Genomic DNA, 255 nt, shown 5'->3' with positions numbered 1-255 from the left:
TTTCGTAGCAACTAATGACAAGGGTTGCGCTCGTTGCGGGACTTAACCCAACATCTCACGACACGAGCTGACGACAGCCATGCAGCACCTGTGTTCCGGTTCTCTTGCGAGCACTACCAAATCTCTTTGGCATTCCAGACATGTCAAGGGTAGGTAAGGTTTTTCGCGTTGCATCGAATTAATCCACATCATCCACCGCTTGTGCGGGTCCCCGTCAATTCCTTTGAGTTTTAATCTTGCGACCGTACTCCCCAG

General features: G+C 50.6%; 1 rRNA gene. It reads right to left on the bottom strand.

From position 1 onward, the window contains the following. Positions 1–255 (bottom strand): 16S ribosomal RNA (locus KW836_RS27735); the annotation flags it as partial.

The organism is Achromobacter sp. ACM05 (assembly GCF_019218915.1).
In the GTDB taxonomy this organism is placed as follows: Bacteria; Pseudomonadota; Gammaproteobacteria; order Burkholderiales; family Burkholderiaceae_B; genus Achromobacter; species Achromobacter animicus.
Note: the sequence above shows the minus strand (reverse complement) of the source record. Positions and strands in the feature narration are given on the sequence as shown.